The sequence below is a fragment of the Mesorhizobium kowhaii genome, assembly GCF_042431665.1.
Classification (GTDB): Bacteria; Pseudomonadota; Alphaproteobacteria; order Rhizobiales; family Rhizobiaceae; genus Mesorhizobium; species Mesorhizobium kowhaii.
Genome location: NZ_JBHLYT010000033.1, coordinates 117,862 through 134,810 on the forward strand (window position 1 = coordinate 117,862; position 16,949 = coordinate 134,810).

Annotated in this window: 19 protein-coding genes and 1 other RNA gene; 9 read left to right on the forward strand and 11 right to left on the reverse strand. The window is 62.2% G+C overall.

Going from position 1 to position 16,949, the window contains the following annotated elements:
* Positions 1 to 24: 24 nt before the first annotated feature.
* Entirely contained in the window at positions 25 to 246 is a 222-nt protein-coding gene (rpmE, locus tag ACFFNA_RS20055) for a 50S ribosomal protein L31 (protein ID WP_006327661.1), read from the forward strand.
* Between the two features lie 83 nt (positions 247 to 329).
* Here rpmE and ACFFNA_RS20060 read toward each other — a convergent pair whose 3' ends face one another.
* Positions 330 to 971 (reverse strand): TetR/AcrR family transcriptional regulator, encoded by a 642-nt coding sequence (locus ACFFNA_RS20060; RefSeq protein ID WP_378920998.1) that lies wholly within the window; start codon positions 969 to 971, stop codon positions 330 to 332.
* A gap of 106 nt (positions 972 to 1,077) precedes the next feature.
* Here ACFFNA_RS20060 and ACFFNA_RS20065 point away from each other — a divergent pair, with 106 nt between their 5' ends.
* On the forward strand, positions 1,078 to 1,911 hold the full coding sequence (locus tag ACFFNA_RS20065) for an NAD(P)H-binding protein (RefSeq protein WP_111548343.1): 834 nt from the start codon (positions 1,078 to 1,080) through the stop codon (positions 1,909 to 1,911).
* A 1-nt stretch (position 1,912) separates the two neighbouring features.
* Positions 1,913 to 2,389: an anthrone oxygenase family protein gene (locus tag ACFFNA_RS20070; RefSeq protein ID WP_378920999.1), complete on the forward strand. Its 477-nt coding sequence runs from the start codon at positions 1,913 to 1,915 to the stop codon at positions 2,387 to 2,389.
* An 83-nt stretch (positions 2,390 to 2,472) separates the two neighbouring features.
* On the opposite strand, the gene ACFFNA_RS20075 is transcribed toward ACFFNA_RS20070, so the two are convergent.
* The 6 genes from ACFFNA_RS20075 to ssrS form a co-directional block, all read right to left on the reverse strand.
* Positions 2,473 to 2,784 (reverse strand): Rdx family protein, encoded by a 312-nt coding sequence (locus ACFFNA_RS20075; RefSeq protein ID WP_378921001.1) that lies wholly within the window; start codon positions 2,782 to 2,784, stop codon positions 2,473 to 2,475.
* A gap of 17 nt (positions 2,785 to 2,801) precedes the next feature.
* Positions 2,802 to 3,551 carry a YebC/PmpR family DNA-binding transcriptional regulator gene (locus ACFFNA_RS20080; protein WP_111548345.1) on the reverse strand — a complete coding sequence of 250 codons (750 nt, stop codon included), beginning with the start codon at positions 3,549 to 3,551 and terminating at the stop codon, positions 2,802 to 2,804.
* Between the two features lie 488 nt (positions 3,552 to 4,039).
* Positions 4,040 to 4,807: a TerC family protein gene (locus ACFFNA_RS20085; RefSeq protein ID WP_378921003.1), complete on the reverse strand. Its 768-nt coding sequence runs from the start codon at positions 4,805 to 4,807 to the stop codon at positions 4,040 to 4,042.
* A gap of 75 nt (positions 4,808 to 4,882) precedes the next feature.
* Positions 4,883 to 5,707: a TIGR00282 family metallophosphoesterase gene (locus tag ACFFNA_RS20090; protein WP_095084226.1), complete on the reverse strand. Its 825-nt coding sequence runs from the start codon at positions 5,705 to 5,707 to the stop codon at positions 4,883 to 4,885.
* A 76-nt stretch (positions 5,708 to 5,783) separates the two neighbouring features.
* Positions 5,784 to 6,371 carry a 5-formyltetrahydrofolate cyclo-ligase gene (locus ACFFNA_RS20095; protein WP_378921005.1) on the reverse strand — a complete coding sequence of 196 codons (588 nt, stop codon included), beginning with the start codon at positions 6,369 to 6,371 and terminating at the stop codon, positions 5,784 to 5,786.
* 189 nt (positions 6,372 to 6,560) lie between these two features.
* Positions 6,561 to 6,716: non-coding RNA, 6S RNA (gene ssrS / locus ACFFNA_RS20100), on the reverse strand.
* Between the two features lie 150 nt (positions 6,717 to 6,866).
* Here ssrS and ACFFNA_RS20105 point away from each other — a divergent pair.
* From ACFFNA_RS20105 to msrB, 5 genes are all read left to right on the forward strand, one after another.
* Positions 6,867 to 7,706 (forward strand): AAA family ATPase, encoded by an 840-nt coding sequence (locus tag ACFFNA_RS20105; protein ID WP_378921007.1) that lies wholly within the window; start codon positions 6,867 to 6,869, stop codon positions 7,704 to 7,706.
* Between the two features lie 153 nt (positions 7,707 to 7,859).
* Entirely contained in the window at positions 7,860 to 8,306 is a 447-nt protein-coding gene (locus ACFFNA_RS20110) for a GNAT family N-acetyltransferase (protein ID WP_378921009.1), read from the forward strand.
* Between the two features lie 7 nt (positions 8,307 to 8,313).
* The gene (locus tag ACFFNA_RS20115; protein ID WP_378921011.1) at positions 8,314 to 9,504 is read left to right on the forward strand and encodes a vWA domain-containing protein; all 1,191 of its coding nucleotides are present in this window, start codon (positions 8,314 to 8,316) and stop codon (positions 9,502 to 9,504) included.
* Positions 9,505 to 9,526: 22 nt separating this feature from the next.
* Positions 9,527 to 10,324, forward strand: coding sequence for an MBL fold metallo-hydrolase (locus ACFFNA_RS20120; protein WP_378921013.1), 798 nt, complete (start codon positions 9,527 to 9,529; stop codon positions 10,322 to 10,324).
* 101 nt (positions 10,325 to 10,425) lie between these two features.
* A complete protein-coding gene (gene msrB / locus ACFFNA_RS20125; protein ID WP_013529102.1) occupies positions 10,426 to 10,830 on the forward strand; it encodes a peptide-methionine (R)-S-oxide reductase MsrB in 405 nt (134 codons plus the stop codon).
* A gap of 103 nt (positions 10,831 to 10,933) precedes the next feature.
* On the opposite strand, the gene ACFFNA_RS20130 is transcribed toward msrB, so the two are convergent.
* Positions 10,934 to 11,272: a hypothetical protein gene (locus ACFFNA_RS20130; protein WP_111548351.1), complete on the reverse strand. Its 339-nt coding sequence runs from the start codon at positions 11,270 to 11,272 to the stop codon at positions 10,934 to 10,936.
* Positions 11,273 to 11,483: 211 nt separating this feature from the next.
* Here ACFFNA_RS20130 and ACFFNA_RS20135 point away from each other — a divergent pair, with 211 nt between their 5' ends.
* Positions 11,484 to 11,993, forward strand: a complete 510-nt coding sequence (locus ACFFNA_RS20135) for an arsenate reductase ArsC (protein ID WP_378921016.1) — start codon at positions 11,484 to 11,486, stop codon at positions 11,991 to 11,993.
* Between the two features lie 48 nt (positions 11,994 to 12,041).
* Here the strand turns inward: ACFFNA_RS20135 and ACFFNA_RS20140 are convergent, their stop codons facing one another.
* From ACFFNA_RS20140 to pyc, 3 genes are all read right to left on the reverse strand, one after another.
* The gene (locus ACFFNA_RS20140) at positions 12,042 to 12,491 is read right to left on the reverse strand and encodes a hypothetical protein (protein WP_378921018.1); all 450 of its coding nucleotides are present in this window, start codon (positions 12,489 to 12,491) and stop codon (positions 12,042 to 12,044) included.
* A 194-nt stretch (positions 12,492 to 12,685) separates the two neighbouring features.
* Positions 12,686 to 12,946, reverse strand: a complete 261-nt coding sequence (locus ACFFNA_RS20145; RefSeq protein WP_027027312.1) for a DUF2312 domain-containing protein — start codon at positions 12,944 to 12,946, stop codon at positions 12,686 to 12,688.
* A gap of 299 nt (positions 12,947 to 13,245) precedes the next feature.
* A complete protein-coding gene (pyc, locus tag ACFFNA_RS20150) occupies positions 13,246 to 16,704 on the reverse strand; it encodes a pyruvate carboxylase (protein WP_378921020.1) in 3,459 nt (1,152 codons plus the stop codon).
* Positions 16,705 to 16,949: the final 245 nt, after the last annotated feature.

Below are 16,949 nucleotides of genomic sequence, written 5' to 3' on the forward strand. Positions count from 1 at the left end.
CGCCGGCAAGCCAGGAACCGAACCATGAAGACCGATATCCATCCCGATTACCACACCATCAAGGTCGTCATGACCGACGGCACCGAATACATGACCCGTTCGACCTGGGGCAAGGAAGGCGATACGATGAACCTCGATATCGACCCGACCACCCACCCGGCCTGGACCGGCGGCCAGCAGACGCTGCTCGACCGCGGCGGCCGCCTGTCGAAGTTCAAGAAGCGTTTCGAAGGTTTCGGCCTCTAAGCCCGACGACCTTTTTCGTAGATTGGAAAACCCGCCCTCGAGGCGGGTTTTTTGTTGCTTCGCCGAAGCTCCGCTTTCGCTCCCTACTCGGCCAACAACTCCCGCAGTGCCATGCGCTTGTAGGCGGCGACCAGTCTGTCGCCCTCTTGCCTGTCGACCGAGATCGCCAGCCGCATGGCGGCCTCGCCCATTTGCCAGACCAGAAACGCCGTGGTTTCCAGCGCCGCCGGATCCGCCGCGGGCCGCAGCCGCTTCAGCACCGCGGTGAGGAATTCGGCGTTGGCGCGGCTGTCGGCGAGTTCGAGCTGGCGCAGCGCCTTGTCGGCCTGCGTGCCTGACCAGATGTCGCGCATCACCGGCTCGGCCAGGAACAGCCCGTAATAGATATCGACCAGCTCCGAAAATGCTTGGCCCAGGCCTTCGGCGTCGCTGACGTCGGCGAGTGCCGCCGAGATGCAGGCCTGGCTTTCGACGGTGTAGCGTTCGGCCAGCGCCCAGATGATCGCCCGCTTGTCCGGAAAGAACTGGTAGAGCGAGCCGATCGACACCCCTGCCCGTTCCGCCACTTCACCCATGCGCATGGCATCGCTGCCTTGCTCGGCAATCAGCGCCGAGGCGGCGGCGAGCATGCGCTCGACCCGCTCGCGGCTGCGCTGCTGGCTCGGTGCCCGGCGCGGCGAAGCAATCTGCTCCTGGGGGGAAACCGGCGCGGCGGTGTCTTCCATGGCTGTCTCCAATGCCAACAAAATTGCTTGACTCGCAAAATACGAGGGTTTATCACGTTTTGCAAATGTGAGGATTACTCATATTTTGAAACAGAGGAAAACAGCTATGAACAGCACGACATCAAAACCCATCCTGATCCTCGGCGGCACCGGCAAGACCGGCCGCCGCCTCGCCGAGCGGTTGACGGCGCATGGCCTGCCGGTGCGCATCGGCTCGCGCTCGGGCACCCCGCGCTTCGACTGGGAACTTCCCGCGACCTGGGGGCCGGCCATGCAAGGCGTAAGTGCCGTCTACATCAGCTACTATCCCGACATCGCTGTGCCGGGTGCCGCCGAAACCGTCGGCGCCTTCGCCAGGCTTGCGGTGGCCAATGGCGTCACCCGCCTGGTGCTGCTCTCCGGCCGCGGCGAGACGGAAGCCCAGCGCGCCGAAGAGATGCTGAAGGCCTCGGGCGCCGACTGGACGATCCTGCGCTGCGCCTGGTTTTCGCAGAACTTCAGCGAAGGCTTCCTCGTTGAGTCCTTGCTCGAGGGCGAAGTGGCCTTGCCGGTCGGCAATGTCGGTGAGCCCTTCGTCGATGCCGACGACATTGCCGACGCCGCCTTCGTCGCGCTGACCGAACAAGGCCATGTCGGACATCTCTATGAACTGACCGGGCCGCGGCTCCTGAGCTTCGCCGACGCGGTCGCCGAGATCGCCAAGGCGGCCGGCCGTGACATCCGCTATATCAAGGTCTCGCATGACGAATTCACCGCCGCGATGGCGGCACATGAACTGCCGCCCGAAATCGCCTGGCTGCTCAACGAGCTGTTTACCGAAGTGCTTGACGGCCGCAACGAGACGCTGACCGACGGCGTCCAGCGTGTGCTCGGCCGCGCGCCGAAAGACTTTTCCGCCTACGCAAATGAAACCGCCGCAACCGGCATCTGGAGCAACTGAGATGATCAAGCTTCTTCCCACCCTTACCATCATTGCTGCAATCGGCTCGGGCGTCGTCGGCGGCGTGTTTTTCGCCTTTTCCAATTTCATCATGGCGGCGCTTGCCCGACTGCCCGTCCCTAGCGGCATCGCGGCGATGAATTCGATCAACATCACCGTGATCACCCCGACCTTCATGACGGCGCTTTTCGGTACCGGCCTGCTCTGTCTGGTGCTTATCGCCGCCGCCATCATGGGCTGGAGCCAGTCCGGCTCGTACTGGTTGCTTGCCGGCGCGGTGATCTACCTGATCGGCAGCCCGATCGTGACCATGGTCTTCAACGTGCCGCTCAACGATGCGCTCGCCGCCGTCGACCCGGCCAGCAGCAACGGTGCTGCCGTGTGGGCGAACCATCTGAGCCAATGGGTGATGTGGAACCACGTCCGCACCATCACTGCCATCGTGGCGATGGCCTGCTTCATTCTCTCATTGCTCTAAGCAACTCCAGGAAGAGTGTGTAGCCGTCCGGATTTGCGTCAAGACAAAGAGAGAAGCGTTCTGCAAAAAGCAAAAGACCCCGCTCAGGCGGGGTCTTTTTGCGTATGGCTCTTGCGGTCGGAATGACCGAGATCGCGATCCGGATCGATGACATCGCGGACCAGCTGCTTCAGTTTGGCCGCGTCCGGAAAGCCACCGTCACGCTTGCGGTCCCAGACCAGCGTGTCATTGCAGCTGATGGTGAAGATGCCGCCGGTGCCGGGCACCAGCGTGACTTCGCCGAGGTCAGTGCCGAAGGTAGACAGCAATTCCTGCGCCATCCAGCCGGCACGCAGCAGCCACTGGCACTGCGTACAATAGGTGATGCGGATGGTGGGCAGCTGAGGCTCGCTCATGTCTGGCTGGGCTTGGCTCATGCCGCGCTGAGCTTGGCCATGGTCTCGTCGTCGACTTCGAAGTTGGCGTAGACGCTTTGAACGTCATCGTCATCCTCGAGCGTGGCGACCAGCTTCATCAGCGACTGTGCCCGATCCTCGTCGACCGGAACACTGTTCTGCGGTTTCCAGATCGGCTTCACCGATTCAGCTTCACCGAGCGAGGCTTCCAGCGCCTTCGACACTTCGCCGAGATTCTCGAAAGCGCAGTAGATCGTGTGGCCTTCCTCATCGGATTCCACGTCATCGGCGCCGGCTTCGATCGCCGCATCCATCACCTTGTCGGCGCTGCCTACCGATGCCGGATAATAGATCTCGCCGGCACGATCCCACATGAACGACACCGAGCCGGTTTCGCCCATCGCCCCGCCGGCCTTGGTGAAGGCGGCGCGCACGTTCGAGGCCGAACGGTTGCGGTTGTCGGTCAGCGCTTCGACGATGACGGCGACGCCGCCGGGCCCATAGCCCTCATAGCGCACGGCTTCGTAGTTTTCGGCATCGCCCATCGACGCCTTGTTGATAGCGCGCTGGATGTTGTCCTTCGGCATCGACACCGCCTTGGCGTTCTGCACGGCAAGACGCAGGCGCGGGTTCATCGATGGATCGGGCGTCCCGCTCTTGGCGGCAACGGTGATTTCGCGCGCCAGCTTGGAAAACATTTTCGACCGCACCGCATCCTGGCGACCCTTGCGGTGCATGATGTTCTTGAACTGTGAATGGCCAGCCATGGCACCCCTGTCGTCTTCTCGGCTAGAGCATCCCGAAGCGAGGTGATCTCACCTCGTCTTCTGCAAAGCTCGAATTCAAAATTTCAGAGCGTCCCAGGTGCAACTCGTGGAAGCACGGCGTTCTCTGTCGGAATGGCCGGCTTATAGATAAATCGGCTCAATTCGTCCAGCCGCGAGGCAGTTGCAATCGCTTACGCCTCCAGGTCGGACTTCAGCCGGTCGATGATGCTGATCGCATGGCCTGCGTACTGGCTGATCAGCGATCGTGGATCTGCTTGATCCGCAGTGTGTTCCGAAGGGTGTGCTGGCCAACTAGAGCAAGGGGAGATCAGCGCTTAGGATCAGGCTTTTCTGCCCACGGCGAGCATGAAGCCAGTTCTCGGCCTGTGCTTCCGGAATGTCCGATGTATCATCTCGCTGTCAGGCAAATCAGCCAGCTTGGCCAACTGATCGCGCTGATCCTGGCTAAGGTCATTGCTGGTCATAGCTCAATGCCCGCCGCCGGACTTCGCCTTTCTGCGCCGCCGCGCCAGCATGTTGAGCCCTTCGACCAGGGCCGAAAAACCCATCGCCGCGTAGATGTAGCCCTTGGGCACATGATAACCCATGCCGTCGGCGATCAGCGTCATGCCGATCATCAGCAGGAAGCCCAGCGCCAGCATGACGATGGTCGGGTTCTTGGCGATGAAGTCCGCCAGCGGTCCAGCCGCCAGCATCATCACGCTCACCGCGACGATCACGGCGATGTACATGATGGCGATCTCGTCGGTCATGCCGACGGCGGTGATGATCGAATCGATCGAGAAGACGAGGTCGAGCAGCAGGATCTGGAAGATCGCGCCGGCGAGGCTGATCTGCAGGGTCTCACCCAGCATCGTGTCCTGGTGATCGTCGAGATCGACCGTGTGATGGATCTCCTTGGTCGCCTTCCACACCAGGAACAGGCCGCCGGCAATCAGGATCAGGTCGCGCCAGGAAAAACCGTGATCGAAGGCGGTGAACACCGGCGTCGTCAGCTGGACGATGATCGAAATGGTGGCCAGCAGCACCAGCCGCATGATCAGCGCCGCCGAGATGCCAAGGCGGCGGGCGCGGGCCCTTTGCGCTTCCGGCAGCTTGTTGGTCAGGATCGAGATGAAGATCAGATTGTCGATGCCGAGCACGATCTCCAGCACCACCAGCGTCAGCAACGCGACCCAGGCCGTCGGATCGGACACGAAGTGAAAATGCGGCGCCAGGAATTCGATGAGCTGCATGGAGGTCGTCCCCTCTTGTAACGATCTGAAGCAGATGTTGCCGGCAATTAGGTACTGCTTGCGTCTATATCAATGTCACGACCAGAAGGACGGTGCGGTTTCCTCCAGCCGCGGCCCGCGACGAAACGGCGCGATCCTCTCGGTCAATCCGGTGCGGTCGGAAATGTCGACGCCGACGCCGCACAATGTCGCCGGTCCGGTCGCTGCCTCGAAGCGCCCTTTCGGCACTTTCGACAGGAACCGGTTGAGCGGTTCCTCCTTGTCCATGCCGAGCGAGGAATCATAGTCGCCGCACATGCCGGCATCGGAGATGTAACCGGTGCCGCCATTGAGTATCTGGTGATCGCCGGTCGGCTGGTGCGTGTGGGTGCCGACGACGAGACTGGCGCGGCCATCGACGAAATGGGCGAAGCACATTTTTTCCGAGGTTGCCTCGGCGTGGAAGTCGATGATCACGGCATCCGCCTGCTCGCCGAGCGGACAGGCGGCCAGTTCGCGTTCACCGGCCTGGAACGGATCGTCAAGTTCGGGATGCATGAACACCCGGCCCATGATGTTGGCGACCAGCACGCGCGCCCCGCTCCTGGCGATGTAGACGCCGGAGCCGCGCCCGGGCGTGCCCTTGGGGAAATTGGAGGGGCGCAGAAAGCGTTCTTCGCGCGGCGCGAAGGCCAGCGCGTCGCGCTGATCCCAGACATGGTTGCCGGTGGTGACGACATCAGCGCCGGCCGCGATCGTTTCGCGAAAGATCTCTTCGGTGATGCCGAAGCCGCCGGCGGCATTCTCGCCATTGACGATGACGAAATCGAGTTTGAAATCGGAGATCAGTCCCGGCAGTTGTTCCCACACTGCCGTGCGTCCCGTTTTTCCCACCATGTCACCGAGGAAGAGAAGTCTCATATGATCCCGCACCGAAGGTCAGCGAAGCAAAAGCTGCATGACGTCTGTGAAAAGATCATGCGTCCATTATGCTTATCTACAATTTTGGCGCGAAGCGGCGCAACCCGCTCTCGGTGAGTATTTCCGCGATGACGACATCGTGGTCCTCATCCGGCACCAGCGCCACCTCCTGGCAGTCGAAGGCGATGCCGATCAATCGGGGCGCCTGCCCCTTGTCGATCAGCTTGGCGATGGCACGGTCGTAGTAGCCGGCACCGTAGCCGATGCGATGGCCGCGCGCGTCGAAGGCGGCGAGCGGCACCAGCATCACTGTGGGGTCGAGCACCTCGGCCTCCTCATGCGGGCCGACCGTGCCGAAACCCATCTCGACCATCGGCGCGCCGCGCACCAATTCGCGAAAGACGATGGTGGTCTTGTCGAGGATCGCCGGCAGGCAAAGCCTTGCCCCTTGCTCGCGCAAGGCAAACATCAGCGGCCGGACGTCGACTTCCGAACGCATCGGCCAGAAGCCGGAGACGATCTGACCAGGCTCGACAGCGAGGTGATCGCGCGCCGTCTCCGCCATTTCGAGAGCGATCTCCACCCGCCAGAATTCATCGAGCGCGTCGCGGCGCCCGAGTGCCTCGAGGCGAAGCCGCTTTTTCAGGTCTTTTGAGGATGTCATGCGCAGACGATAGAAAAGGTCAGATTTGGATGGAGTCTTAGGAGCGACGTTTTCTACCGCATGATCCACCGACGTGTCAGCGGTTCGGTGAAAAAGATCATGCGAAACGAGATCCGCGGAGCGAACTTTTCGTTCACCGCACAAAGCGGCGCGACGACAAAATCCGCCAAATACGGCCTTTTCGATGAGTGACGATCCACACAACCGGTGGAGAGAGCGATCCCGGGAACCTACAAAGTAGGTGGGCGCCGTGTGAGAAAACCCACGGGTCTTCCCAGGGACAGCTCCCTAAGGATCGTTAAGGCCCCGGGGAAAATGTTCTCCTGCCGGGAAGCACAGACCGTCCCACCCAATATAGGCTGCTGGTCAGCCAAGCGCCAGAGAGATGACATTCTTTCCCATGTTGGGTTCAGGCCGCTCGCCGCCAGCAACAACCCACCCTTGCACAGGCAGAGCCGCGTCCGTACGGTCGTCATGACCGACCAGGGAGCAAAAATGCGTTTTGAAGGCACGGCGGCCTATGTCGCCGACAAGGATCTGATGGTGGCGGTCAACGCGGCGATCGCGCTGGAACGGCCCTTGCTGGTCAAGGGCGAGCCCGGCACCGGCAAGACGGAACTCGCGCGCCAAGTTGCGGCGGCACTCGGCCTCGACCTCATCGAATGGCACGTCAAGTCAACCACAAGGGCGCAGCAGGGCCTCTACGAGTACGACGCCGTCTCGCGGCTGCGCGACAGCCAGCTTGGCGACGACCGCTTTAACGACATCAGGAACTACATCAAGCGCGGCAAGCTTTGGGAGGCTTTCGCGGCCGGCAAGAAGGTCGTGCTTCTGATCGACGAGATCGACAAGGCCGATATCGAGTTCCCCAACGATCTGCTGCAGGAGCTCGATCGGATGGAGTTCTTCGTCTACGAGACCGGCGAGATGATCCGCGCCGCGGTCAGGCCGATCGTCATCATCACCTCCAACAACGAGAAGGAGCTGCCGGACGCCTTCCTGCGCCGCTGCTTCTTCCACTATATCCGCTTCCCGGACGTCGAGACGCTGCACAAAATCGTCGACGTGCATTATCCCGGCATCAAGCAGAATCTGGTGCGGGCGGCGCTGACCCAGTTCTATGAGATCCGCGAGGTCCCGGGCCTGAAGAAGAAGCCGTCGACCTCGGAAGCGCTCGACTGGATAAGGCTTCTGGTCGCCGACGATATCGCGCCGGAAGACCTGCGCGCCGACCCCAAGAACGCCCTGCCCAAGCTGCATGGCGCATTGCTGAAGAACGAACAGGACGTGCATCTGTTCGAGCGGCTGGCCTTCATGGCGAGGCGGCAGGGCTAGGCGGTCCGCGCAGGTGTCGAGCGGCTACGAGAGGCGTTGCATATGCTCGCGACCGCTTTTCGCGAGTATAATTTGCCGGCGGGGTAGGCAAGGGTGTTCCTGATCCCGGTTCTGTTGGTATGGATCGGGTCCAGACTTCAGAGAGGGATCGAAATGACCGAGATCACTGTCCGCCCGCTTGCTCAGTCCGACCACACCGACTGGCGGCGTCTGTGGACCGACTACCTGACCTTCTACGAAACCAAGCTGCCGGAGGAAGCCTACGTCGTCACCTGGAAGCGGCTGTTCACGGCGGGTGAGTTCGAGCCGAAGGGTTTTATCGCCACGCTTGACAGCAAGGCCGTCGGCCTGACCCATTATCTCTATCACCGCTCCTGCTGGGCGGAGCAGAACAACTGCTATCTGCAGGACCTGTTCGCCGACCCGGACGTGCGTGGCAAGGGCATCGGTGCGGCGCTGATCGAGGCGGTGAAGCAGGAAGCAGCCGGGATCGGCGTCAAGAATGTCTACTGGATGACGCACGAGACCAATGCCACGGCACGCAAGCTCTACGACCATGTGGCGCGCCGGACCGGCTTCATCGAGTATGATTTGCTGTAGATAGACCATGTTCATCCCCTTCTTCCTCGAACTGAAGGCAGCGCGCGTTCCCGTTTCGCTGCGGGAATATCTGTCGCTGCTGGAGGGGCTGGAAGCCGGGCTGGTCGACTATGACGTCGAGGGTTTCTACTATCTCGCCCGCACCGCACTGGTGAAGGACGAACGCCATATCGACCGCTTCGACCAAGTGTTTGCCCATGTCTTCAAGGGTGTCGAAGCGCTCGGCGAACCGGATGCCGTGGACGTCGCGAATCTCCCGGAAGAATGGCTGCGCCGCCTCGCCGAGAAGCACCTGACCGACGAGGAGAAAAAGCTGGTCGAGGCACTCGGCGGTTTCGAAAAGCTGATGGAGACCTTGAAACAGCGGCTGGAGGAGCAAAAAGGCCGCCACCAGGGCGGCTCGAAATGGATCGGCACCGGCGGCACCTCGCCCTTTGGCGCCTATGGCTACAATCCCGAAGGCGTGCGCATCGGCCAGCACGAAAGCCGCAACCGCCGCGCCGTAAAAGTCTGGGACAGGCGCGAGTTCAGGAATTTCGACGATGCCGTCGAACTCGGCACCCGCAACATCAAGATCGCGCTGAAGCGGCTGCGCCGCTGGGTGCGCGAGGGCGCCGAGGAGGAGTTCGACCTGCCCGGCACCATCCACGCCACCGCCGAGCATGGCTATCTCGACGTGCGAACGCGGCCGGAACGACGCAACGCCGTGAAGCTTCTGATGTTCTTCGACGTCGGCGGCTCGATGGACGACCACATCAAGAGTGTCGAGGAGCTGTTTTCGGCCGCCCGCGCCGAATTCCGCCAGCTCGAATATTTTTATTTCCACAACTGCCTCTATGAGGGCGTGTGGAAGGACAATCGCCGCCGGCATGCCGAGACGATCCCGACCTTCGACCTGCTTCACAAATATGGGCCGGACTACAAGGTGATCGTGGTCGGCGACGCCTCGATGAGCCCTTACGAGATTGCGCACCCCGGCGGCTCCGTCGAACACTGGAATCCTGAAGCAGGCAGCGTCTGGCTCGGCCGCCTGCTGCAGCAATGGCCCAACGCGGTATGGCTGAACCCCGAGAGCCAGAAGAACTGGGGCTTTACCCATTCGATTGCCATGATCCGCGACATCTTTGGCGGCCGCATGTTCCCGCTGACGCTGGCCGGGCTGGAAGGCGCAACGAAGCAGCTTTCAAGGAAGCATTAAATAGCTACTGACAGGAAAAACGATGACCTGCTTTCTCTGCCTGCAATGCGGCGTCCAGTTCGCGGCAACAGAGGCACCGCCGAACCGCTGCCCGATCTGCGAGGACGAGCGGCAATATGTGCGCTGGGAAGGCCAGGCGTGGATCACACCGCAAGAGCTCGCTGCCGGTCACCGGGTTATGGTCAGGGACGACGCCGGCGTTCTTGCCTTCGGCATTGAGCCGCGCTTCGCCATCGGCCAGCGCGCGTTGCTGGCGCAGACGCCGCACGGCAACGTGCTGTGGGACTGCATCTCGATGGTCAGCGACGAGGCGGTGGCCGAGATCAACCGCCGCGGCGGCCTGGCAGCGATCGCCATCTCGCACTGCCACTTCTACTCGGCGATGATCGAATGGAGCGAGGCGTTTGGCGGCGTGCCGATCTATCTCCATGCAGACGACCGCCAATGGATCCTACGGCCGCACAAGGCGATCGTCAGTTGGGAGGGCGAGACGCGCGCGATAAACCCATCGCTGACACTCATCCGCTGCGGTGGTCATCTTGCCGGAAGCCAGGTGCTGCACTGGAAGCGCGATGGCGGCAACGCCATCCTGACCGGCGATACGGTGCAGGTGACGCCGACGCGCCGCCATGTCAGCTTCATGTACAGCTATCCCAATTACATTCCGCTCAACGCAGCGGCCGTGCGCCGCATCGCGGTGGCGTTGGACTCGTTCGCATTCGACGATATCTACGGCGCATGGTGGAACCAGAATGTCATTGGGGATGCAAAAGCGGCATTCGATACATCGGTCGCACGCTATCTTGCAGCCATCGCATGAAAGCGCGATCGAAAATGCGGGCAAACCCGGTAACAAATGCCTATCTTGGTGCGAATATGAGCTTGCAATCAACAACGAGCCGGCAAGGCTGAGGAGATCAAATGGACACCCACACCTACCCCGTCACCCGCACCGACGCCGAATGGCGCGCCCGGCTGACGCCGGAGCAATACGCCGTCATGCGCGGCCACGGCACCGAGCGGCCGGGAAGCTGTGCTTTGCTCTACGAGAAGCGCGCCGGCACGTTTTCCTGCGTCGGCTGCGACCAGCCGCTGTTCGAATCCAAGCTGAAGTTCGAGAGCGGCACCGGCTGGCCAAGCTTCAACGACCCGGTGCCGGGCTCGGTCGAGAACACCGTCGACCGCAGCTATGGCATGGTCCGCACCGAATGCCATTGCGCCCGCTGCGGCAGCCATCTCGGCCATGTCTTCGAGGACGGCCCGCCGCCGACCGGCCTGCGCTACTGCATCAATGGCGTGGCGCTGAAATTCGAGCCGGCGGCTTAAGCCCAACACGATCGCTGGATGGATGGGAAGGGCGGCTGCGGCTGCCCTTTTTGGTTGCGCGGCAGGAAGCCCGGCGAACGCGCCAGGCGCCATGTCCGCGCTGTCAGACCACAACCACCAGGATCAGCCACAATGTGGCGCCAAGCGTCATCAATGAGGCCTTGGCACCTCTAACCTTTTCCGTGGTCCGCCATACGGCAAAGGTCAGAAAGATGCTGTAGGGCACAGGCGCGAAATGCACCGCCAGAGCCAGTGCGAGCGGCAGCTTCAGTGTGAGCAGGATGATCGCGGCCACCGACGATGCGACGTTGATCGCGGTGCCGACAAGGACGAGGTCGCGCCAGAACAGTCGATCGAGCGGCACCAGGCCTTGCCAGCGTGCGCGGAAGAAGCCCCCGCTTGCCGTGTCGTTCTCGTCTTCGGGAAGCTTTGAAACGTTCATCAGGCGCAACCCTCTGTTCGGCTTCGGCAGGGACGTCAAACGCAAAAAACTGTCAACACCAGGCGACGATGGACCTGTGACCTGACCAGATGTCATCACACGGTCGCGAAACCTTTCTACGCCGCTTCTTTTCGATATACTTTGCCAAGCGGCGACGTCCCGACGGAATTTGCCGCCCAATCATCCAGTCGCCTGCCGGGGAGGTCTTGAGATGAGCGACAATTTCTACAATGTGCTGTTTCTGTGCAACGCCAATTCGGCGCGATCCATCATGGGGGAAGCCATCCTCAACCGGATCGGCGCCGGTAAGTTCAGGGCCTTTTCCGCCGGCTCACAGCCGAAGGGCACGGTCAATCCCTACGCACTTCAACTGCTCGAAACCCTCAGCTTCGACACCGGCTTCGCCCGCTCGAAAAGCTGGGACGAATTCGCCGCGCCCGACGCACCGGAAATGCATTTCGTCTTCACCGTCTGCGACAACACCGCGAACGAAGCCTGTCCTATATGGCCCGGCCATCCGATGACGGCACTCTGGGCGATACCGGACCCGGCCAAGGCCGTCGGCACCGATGCCGAGGTGCACCTCGCCTTCGCCGATGCCTTTCGCATGCTCAGCAATCGCATCTCGCTGTTCGTCAATCTGCCGATGGGCACGCTCGACCATATGACGCTGCAGCACCATCTGGACGAGATCGGCCGCGATACGGCGAAGTCGAATTGATCGCAAAACGCTCGCCGTGTCGGCGTCCGGCAGGCGCGAATTTCACGCTCAGGCCTGGTCTCCGTCCGCCAGAACCTCAGTGACCGCGCGCTCGATGCGCGAGGCCTCCGTCACCAGCCAGTCGGTCATCGCCGGCCAGTTGTCTTCGGCAAAGCAATTCACCCGCCACATCGAATTGATGCCAAGGCCCTCGCAGCTCTGTTCCGGCCTGAGCTTCAGCTTGCCTTCGATCGCCGGCTGGAACGGCTTCAACCGCGACCACGCTCCCGTGGCGCCGAACTTCTCGTTGCGCCCAAAGAAGACGCCGACATGGTTCTGCGCCGGCGCGACATACATGGAAAGGACCAATGCGAAGTCGGGCAGCCCGCGCTGCCAGAACCAGGGTCCGCGCCTCGCCAGCAGAGCCTTTTCCTCCGGATGCCGTTCGTCGAACAGCGTCCAGAAGCCGCGCTGGCGGAATTCAGAGGCGCGGCGGGCGCCGAAGTCGAATTCGCTCATGGTTCGATGCCGCTCCAGCATCATGCCCAGGCTGAGACTGTTGCCAGCCTCTAGAGACTGTTTCGAAATTCGCTCCGGCGAGTGATATGATGGTGGTTTCGAGAACCGTAGCGCAGCGGACTTTGGTCCGTGAGCAACGGAAGCGCAGAAAACGCCATCAGATGGCCGCCGGAGTAGAATTTCCAAACAGACTCTTACACCATGCCGAGCGCGGCCTTGTACAGGTCGAGGATGGTTTCCTCCTCCTGCCGCTCGGCCTGATCCTTCTTGCGCAGCCGGATGATGGTGCGCATCGCCTTGGTGTCGAAGCCGGTGCCCTTGGCTTCGGCGAACACTTCCTTGATGTCGTCGGAAATGGTCTTCTTCTCTTCCTCGAGCCGCTCGATGCGCTCGATGAAGGCACGCAACTGGCCGGCGGCAACAGTCTGGCTGGTCTCGGTGATATCGTCGGCCATGTTTTTCTCCACATCGTTTCTGCGCCGCGACTCGGGGGACTACGGCGGCAAATTTGAGCCGGTTCGATGCCCGACCGGCGGCGGCGGGTCAAGCTGTTATCGATGCGGTTTGTCATGACGTTCGATAGGGCGTGACAATCCGGCCTTAATCCGGATCTGAGACCTTTTCAGAATTCGCTCCGGTGAGTCAGATGGCGTGGTTTTCGAGAACCGGCGCGCAGCGGACATTCAGGTCCGTGAGCACCGGAAGCGCAGAAAACCGCGTCAGGTGACCGCCGGAGTAGAATTCTCAAAAGGTCTCAGTTGAAGGCGATCAGCAAGTCCTTCGCATCGATCTGATCGCCGGCCTTGACCAGCACCTCGGCGACCGTGCCGTCGCGCTCGGCATGCAGCGCCGTCTCCATCTTCATCGCTTCGATGGAAAGCAGCACGTCACCGGCCTTCACGGCCTGGCCGGCGGCAACCGAAAGCGCCGAAACGACGCCCGGCATCGGCGCGCCGACATGCGCCTCGTTGCCCGGCTCGGCCTTGCGGCGAGCCTTGGCGGCGGACGCGCCATGCGCCCTGTCGGGCACCTTGACGCGGCGCGGCTGGCCGTTGAGCTCGAAAAACACTGTGACCATGCCCTTGTCGTCGACATCGCCGATGGCCAGGCAGCGCACCACCAGCGTCTTGCCCTTCTCGATGTCGACGAAGATCTCGTCTTCCGGTTTCATGCCGTAGAAATAGGTCGGCGTCGGCAGGACGCTGACCGGGCCGTAGGTCTCCTGCGCGCCGGCAAAGTCGCAAAACACCTTCGGATACATCAGCCACGAGGCGAATTCGAACTCCGAGAGCTTGCGCTCGAGCTTCTCCTCGATCTCCTTGCGGCTGGCCTTGAGATCGGCCGGCTTGAGCAGCGAGCCAGGCCGCACCGTGATCGGCCTGTCGCCCTTCAGCGCCTTCTTCTGCAGCGCTGCCGGCCAACCACCGGGCGACTGGCCGAGATCGCCGCGCAGCATCGAGACGACCGAATCCGGAAAGGCGATGTCCCTGGCCGGATTTTCGACATCGGCAACCGTCAGATCCTGGCTGACCATCATCAATGCCATGTCGCCGACGACCTTGGACGACGGCGTCACCTTGACGATGTCGCCGAACATCAGGTTGACGTCATGATAGGTCTGCGCCACCTCGTGCCAGCGTGTCTCGAGCCCGAGCGAGCGCGCCTGTTCCTTGAGGTTGGTGAACTGTCCGCCCGGCATTTCATGCAGGTAGACTTCCGAGGCCGGTCCCTTGAGGTCGCTTTCGAAGGCGGCGTACTGGTTGCGCACCGCTTCCCAGTAGAAGGAGATCTTGCGTATCCATTGCGGATCGAGGCCCGGGTCGCGCTCGGTGCCCTTCAGCGCCTCGACGATCGAGCCAAGGCAAGGCTGCGAGGTGTTGCCTGAGAAGGCATCCATCGCCGCGTCGATGGCGTCGACGCCGCTCTCCACCGCCGCCAGCACCGTCGCCGCCGACAGGCCCGACGTGTCGTGGGTGTGGAAATGGATCGGCAGGTCGGTCGCCTCGCGCAGCGCCTTGAACAGCGCGCGGGCAGCACTCGGCTTGAGCAAACCAGCCATGTCCTTGACGGCGATGATGTGGGCGCCGGCCGCCTGCAATTCGCCGGCCAGGCCGACATAGTATTTGAGATCGTATTTGGCTCGCGCCGGGTCGAGTATGTCGCCGGTGTAGCACATCGCCGCTTCGATCAGCTTGCCCTCAGCGCCGACCGCGTCCATGGCGACGCGCATGTTCTCAACCCAGTTCAGGCAGTCGAACACGCGGAACAGGTCGATGCCGCCGCTTGCTGCCTGCTTGACGAAATGCTGCACGACATTGTCGGGATAATTGGTGTAGCCGACGCCATTGGCACCGCGCAGCAGCATCTGCAGCAACAGATTGGGCGCCGCCTCGCGCACCAGCGACAGCCGCTCCCATGGATCCTCGGTAAGGAAGCGCATGGCAACGTCGAAGGTGGCGCCACCCCAGCATTCGAGCGACAGAAGCTGCGGCAGGGCGCGCGCATAGGTGCCGGCGATGCCGGCGATGTCATGCGTGCGCACACGCGTCGCCAGCAGCGACTGATGGCCGTCGCGCATCGTCGTGTCGGTGACCAGCACCTCCTTGCGCTCGCGCATCCAGGCGGCGAATTTCTCCGGTCCGAGCACGTCCAGCTTCTGCTTGCTGCCGCCCGGTACGTTGCCGTTGAGGTAAGGCACCACGGGAGCGGCCGAGTCGGCCTTCGGCTGCGGCCGGCCGCGCGTCTCGGGATGGCCGTTGACCGACACGTCGGCAAGATAATTGATGAGCTTGGTGGCGCGATCCTGGCGCTTGACCTGCTGGAACAGCTCCGGCGTCGTGTCGATGAATTTGGTCGTGTAGGAATTGTCGGCGAAGCTCGGGTGGTTGATGATCGCTTCGAGGAAGGTCAGGTTGGTGGCGACGCCGCGGATGCGGAACTCGCGCAGCGCCCGATTCATGCGGGCAATGGTCTCGGCCGGCGTCGGCGCCCAGGCCGTCACCTTCTCCAGCAGCGGATCGTAGAAGCGGGTGATGACCGCGCCGGAATAGGCGGTGCCGCCATCGAGGCGAATGCCGAAGCCGGTGGCTCCACGATAGGCGGTAATGCGGCCGTAGTCGGGAATAAAATTGTGCTCGGGGTCTTCGGTGGTGATGCGGCACTGCAGCGCATGGCCGTTCAGCCGGATGTCCTCCTGCGCCGGCACGCCCGATTCCGGCGTGCCGATGGCGAAGCCATCGAGGATGTGGATCTGCGCCTTGACGATGTCGATGCCGGTCACCTGCTCGGTGACGGTGTGCTCGACCTGGATGCGCGGATTGACCTCGATGAAATAGAACTTGGCGGTATCGGCATCCTGCAGGAACTCGACCGTGCCGGCACCGATATAGCTGGTCTCGCGCGCGATCTTCAGCGCGTAGCCGCAAAGCTCCTCGCGCTGCGACATTTCGAGATAGGGCGCGGGCGCCCGCTCGACGACCTTCTGGTTGCGGCGCTGGATCGAGCAGTCGCGCTCGAACAGGTGCACCGCATTGCCATGCGTGTCGCCAAGCACCTGCACCTCGACATGGCGGGCGCGCTCGATCAGCTTTTCGAGATAGACCTCGTCCTTGCCGAAGGCCGCTTTCGCCTCGCGCTTGCCTTCCATGACCTCGCGGGCAAGATCGGCCTCGGAGCGGATGGCGCGCATGCCGCGCCCGCCGCCACCCCACGATGCCTTCAGCATCACCGGATAGCCGATCCCCTTGGCCAGTTTTTTGACCGCGTCCATGTCATCCGGCAGCGGATCGGTGGCGGGGATCACCGGCACGCCGACCTCGATCGCCAGATTGCGCGCGGCAACCTTGTTGCCGAGCCGGCGCATCGTGTCCGGCTTCGGCCCGATGAAGGTGATGCCGGCGACCGCGCAGGCTTCGGCGAATTCGGGGCTTTCCGACAAAAGCCCGTAGCCGGGATGGATGGCATCGGCGCCCGAAAGCTTGGCGACGCGGATCACCTCCTCGATCGACAGGTAGCTTTCGATCGGTCCCATATCCCGGGTCAGGTGCGGTCCGCGCCCGACCTGGTAGCTCTCGTCGGCCTTGAAGCGATGCAGCGAATACTTGTCCTCCTCGGCCCAGATCGCCACGGTTTTGAGGCCAAGTTCGTTGGCGGCGCGAAAGACGCGAATGGCGATTTCGGATCGGTTGGCGACGAGGATCTTCGTAATGGCCAAGGACGAACTCCGGACAGTGTCGGGGAGGAAACTGGGCGTCATGATTAGCGCGAAAATGCTGCAGTGCAAACAAAATTGACGCTGAATTAAATCGATTTAAACGGAATCTTTGCGCCAAAGCTGGTCGCATTCGGTCGAACGCGCAAGAAAGCGCCGGCGCTGCCGTTCAAGGCATGATCCTTTTCCGGCTAAAGGCCGGCTGTATCGGCTTGCCGGACTCATCTGAAACGGAGCGGGGCTCAAAA

Bases quoted from the DNA above. Each gene is read 5' to 3' on its own strand.
- ACFFNA_RS20085 (WP_378921003.1), bottom strand. From the start codon at position 4,807: ATGCAGCTCATCGAATTCCTGGCGCCGCATTTTCACTTCGTGTCCGAT.
- ACFFNA_RS20070 (WP_378920999.1), top strand. From the start codon at position 1,913: ATGATCAAGCTTCTTCCCACCCTTACCATCATTGCTGCAATCGGCTCG.
- ACFFNA_RS20115 (WP_378921011.1), top strand. From the start codon at position 8,314: ATGTTCATCCCCTTCTTCCTCGAACTGAAGGCAGCGCGCGTTCCCGTT.
- ACFFNA_RS20065 (WP_111548343.1), top strand. From the start codon at position 1,078: ATGAACAGCACGACATCAAAACCCATCCTGATCCTCGGCGGCACCGGC.
- ACFFNA_RS20060 (WP_378920998.1), bottom strand. From the start codon at position 971: ATGGAAGACACCGCCGCGCCGGTTTCCCCCCAGGAGCAGATTGCTTCG.
- ACFFNA_RS20145 (WP_027027312.1), bottom strand. From the start codon at position 12,946: ATGGCCGACGATATCACCGAGACCAGCCAGACTGTTGCCGCCGGCCAG.
- ACFFNA_RS20075 (WP_378921001.1), bottom strand. From the start codon at position 2,784: ATGAGCGAGCCTCAGCTGCCCACCATCCGCATCACCTATTGTACGCAG.
- ACFFNA_RS20080 (WP_111548345.1), bottom strand. From the start codon at position 3,551: ATGGCTGGCCATTCACAGTTCAAGAACATCATGCACCGCAAGGGTCGC.
- ACFFNA_RS20130 (WP_111548351.1), bottom strand. From the start codon at position 11,272: ATGAACGTTTCAAAGCTTCCCGAAGACGAGAACGACACGGCAAGCGGG.
- ACFFNA_RS20090 (WP_095084226.1), bottom strand. From the start codon at position 5,707: ATGAGACTTCTCTTCCTCGGTGACATGGTGGGAAAAACGGGACGCACG.
- ACFFNA_RS20105 (WP_378921007.1), top strand. From the start codon at position 6,867: ATGCGTTTTGAAGGCACGGCGGCCTATGTCGCCGACAAGGATCTGATG.
- rpmE (WP_006327661.1), top strand. From the start codon at position 25: ATGAAGACCGATATCCATCCCGATTACCACACCATCAAGGTCGTCATG.
- msrB (WP_013529102.1), top strand. From the start codon at position 10,426: ATGGACACCCACACCTACCCCGTCACCCGCACCGACGCCGAATGGCGC.
- ACFFNA_RS20135 (WP_378921016.1), top strand. From the start codon at position 11,484: ATGAGCGACAATTTCTACAATGTGCTGTTTCTGTGCAACGCCAATTCG.
- ACFFNA_RS20140 (WP_378921018.1), bottom strand. From the start codon at position 12,491: ATGAGCGAATTCGACTTCGGCGCCCGCCGCGCCTCTGAATTCCGCCAG.
- ACFFNA_RS20110 (WP_378921009.1), top strand. From the start codon at position 7,860: ATGACCGAGATCACTGTCCGCCCGCTTGCTCAGTCCGACCACACCGAC.
- ACFFNA_RS20095 (WP_378921005.1), bottom strand. From the start codon at position 6,371: ATGACATCCTCAAAAGACCTGAAAAAGCGGCTTCGCCTCGAGGCACTC.
- ACFFNA_RS20120 (WP_378921013.1), top strand. From the start codon at position 9,527: ATGACCTGCTTTCTCTGCCTGCAATGCGGCGTCCAGTTCGCGGCAACA.